This window comes from Mycobacterium sp. (genome assembly GCF_049802695.1).
In the GTDB taxonomy this organism is placed as follows: Bacteria; Actinomycetota; Actinomycetes; order Mycobacteriales; family Mycobacteriaceae; genus Mycobacterium.
Genome location: NZ_JBARMY010000121.1, coordinates 1 through 2,908, shown reverse-complemented (window position 1 = coordinate 2,908; position 2,908 = coordinate 1). Strand labels below are relative to the sequence as shown.

Annotated in this window: 3 protein-coding genes and 1 pseudogene; all 4 read left to right on the top strand. The window is 60.9% G+C overall.

Going from position 1 to position 2,908, the window contains the following annotated elements:
- A partial coding sequence (locus WA317_RS04580) for a polysaccharide deacetylase family protein (protein WP_425171915.1) occupies window positions 1–405 on the top strand: 405 nt, incomplete at its 5' end.
- A 520-nt stretch (window positions 406–925) separates the two neighbouring features.
- Window positions 926–1,673 (top strand): annotated as a pseudogene (locus WA317_RS04575) (potassium channel family protein); the annotation flags it as partial.
- Window positions 1,674–2,248: 575 nt separating this feature from the next.
- Complete coding sequence (locus WA317_RS04570; RefSeq protein ID WP_425171914.1) at window positions 2,249–2,521, top strand: type II toxin-antitoxin system Phd/YefM family antitoxin; 273 nt, start codon at window positions 2,249–2,251, stop codon at window positions 2,519–2,521.
- Between the two features lie 26 nt (window positions 2,522–2,547).
- Window positions 2,548–2,908 (top strand): PIN domain-containing protein (locus WA317_RS04565; RefSeq protein WP_425171913.1); only part of this gene is annotated, 361 nt, incomplete at its 3' end.

Sequence of the window (2,908 nt, the reverse complement as noted above, 5' to 3'; positions counted from 1 at the left end):
ACGTGGTCTCATCCTGATCTGACCACTCTGCCGGTACCTCGGATAATCGATGAGATCAGCCGTAATGACTCGTTTTTGAGGAAGACCTACGGCGCAGATGCCCGGCCGTTTCTGCGGCCGCCGTACGGCGGTCACAACCCCACGGTCGACGCGGTCGCGGCAGGGCTCGGCTATGGGGTGATGACCCTGTGGTCGGGAGACCTGGGGGATGCCAAGCGGGTCAGCGAGGACCACATTCTCAAGATGGCCGACCGGTACTTCACCCCGCAGACCATTGTGATCGGCCATCTCAACCACGCGCCTGTTACCCGTGTCTACGGCCAACTTGTCGACATGATCCGCGATCGCAAACTTCGGTCGGTCACGCTCAACGACATCTTCGTGAAACGGCCGTCCTCAAACTGATTCCGCGTGTCGTTCGAGTTTCCAACGCCATTCTGCGAGCGTGAACCGGGCCTACCGATCGCCGACCGAAGTCAGTGCACCACGATTCGTCGACGAGTCGGCACTCAGCAACACCCGACGCCCGCGACGTTTGAGAACTCGTTAGAAAAGGGAACCGGAGGCATTTCCATTGCAAGTGCAGGACATCAGTACAGCAGTTACCAGGAGTTGAGCGAGTGTCTACGGCAGCGAGGCTAAGCCACGCATGTCGCTTGGGCTCATCGAGGCTTGGCTCAGCGGGACCGAGCCATGGAGGTCGTTAGCAACTATGCGTGTGCGGCGGAGTCCTTGCCCCGGTGACCCGGCGGCAGCACAAATCGGGTTATTGAGTTCCGGACCTGGCTCCAGAGGCTGCTTGTCGGACCAGCCTTTGGTGGGACTGATGGTGCTATGTGTGCGTGGGGCGGTCCTCGCGCTTCTCGGCGCACTAGTGATTCGAGGTTTGTCATAGCGCGACGAGTATTGGATGAAGGGGTTGCTGATGGGCGAACTGGGAAGCTTCATCGCTCCGCCGACGGATCGTGTTACTAGGCTCAAGCGATTCGAGGACCGCACGGAGCGGCCACTGGCTATCGTGGCTGTCCTATTTCTGGTCGCCTACTCAGTGGAGGTGTTAGCCCAGCCGCCAGGGCTCTGGAGGACCGTGATTGACGTCATCTTATGGGTTATATGGGGCGCCTTCGTCGTCGACTACTTTGCGAGATTGTGGCTCGCCACCGACCGTATGCCGTGGTTCGTCCGTCACTTGTTCGACTTTGCGATCGCCGTACTTCCGATATTCCGGCCGCTGCGGCTTCTACGTCTAGTGGTTCTTGTGGAGGCGTTGGAAAAGGTCATCGGTGGTGCGGTTCGCGGCCGAGTTATCCTGTACACAGCCTTCAGCGCAGTTCTGCTCCTCTATGCAGGTTCGCTGGCCATTGGAAGCTGAGCGCCATCACCTGGGAACGAAGATCAACACACTTGGTGACGCATTCTGGTGGTCGATCTGCACCGTCACCACAGTCGGGTACGGCGATGAGTCACCGGTGACGGGCGAGGGCCGACTGATCGCTGCCTTACTGATGATTGGCGGAATCGGCTTGATCGGCACAGTGACTGCAACGATTGCTTCCTGGATCGTGCAGCGCGTCGCCCAGGAAGACAGCGAAAATCAAACAGAAAGGGCGGAGCAGATCGAAGCGCTACGCGACGATTTTCGGCGGCAAATGAAAGGCATTCGTGGCGAGATCGGACAATTAACTGAGATTGCCTTGTCTCAACAATCACCGCCGCGAACGCAATCGGACATTGAGTCGATGGGAGATGGCCGATCCGCTATGCCCTCACAAGAATCTAGCGCCACAGACCGCGAGACTGTGCAGGACCGGAGAAAACCGGGTGCGCCTTGAGATAGCAACATCCAGTCGATCAACAGCGACCGCCGGCACGGCGGCGACGTATGGGAATTGGCCGGCACAGTCGGCGCGGACCATCCCGTTTGAACCGAGCTGGTCGGGAACGTGACCGTGACGCTGGCGCACTTCACGCACACAGCAGGTGAACCAGCGGTCAGATGCGCGGACTCGTGCACTAATGCAGCGAGGTTGAGACCCACCCGATGGCATGCACCGGGTCGTCCGCCAAGGCCATTACCGGCCGTGCCTGGTACGGGTCAGTCGGGATCCCGCGCAGATCAAAGCCTGCACCGGTCGCGCCAGTCACAGATCTCTGCAACGGGCATGTCGTGTCTTACTTGCCGTCGCTCGCGCTGTTGCCGTAAGCGCATTGACGCTATGTACTACGAACTGGTAGTACACTGGTCGGCATGTCTGAAGTGCCGGTGCGTGAGCTGAACCAAAATACTGCCGGAGTGCTCGCACGGGTCAAACGCGGCGAGCACGTCGACATCACCGAACGCGGAGCCGTCGTGGCCCGCCTGGTTCCGGCCCAGGAAAATCCGCTAGCCGAAATGATCAGCGCCGGAAAGCTTCATCCAGCCACCCTCAACGGACCGGCGCCACGTCTATCCGGACCGGTCAACAGAGACCATGAGGCGGGCCGACTGCTGCGCGAGATGCGAGACACCGAGCGCTATTGATGCTTTACCTCGACACGTCGGCCCTGATGAAACTGATACGGCGTGAACCTGAAAGCGATACCCTCGCTGACTGGCTGGACGCACAAACGCCAGCTCCGTGGGTGTCGTCGACGCTGATCGAGGTGGAACTCCCTCGCGCCCTGCGCCGGGTAGACCCCTCGCTGCTCGCCGATGTTCCCGCGATCGTGGCCAGAGTAGCGCGATACCAAGTCGACGAGCTGGTCCGGGCCGCCGCCGCGGCGTATCCGGACACCGGGCTAGGGTCACTAGACGCGATCCATCTCGCGACGGGGCACGCGGTGTTTGGCGCCCAGTTGACCGCGTTCGTCACGTACGACGAACGCCTCCTCACCGCCGCAGCGGCCGCCGGCCTGCCGACCGCTGCCC

Excerpts from the sequence above, each read along its gene's own strand:
- WA317_RS04570 (WP_425171914.1), top strand. The coding sequence starts at position 2,249 with ATGTCTGAAGTGCCGGTGCGTGAGCTGAACCAAAATACTGCCGGAGTG.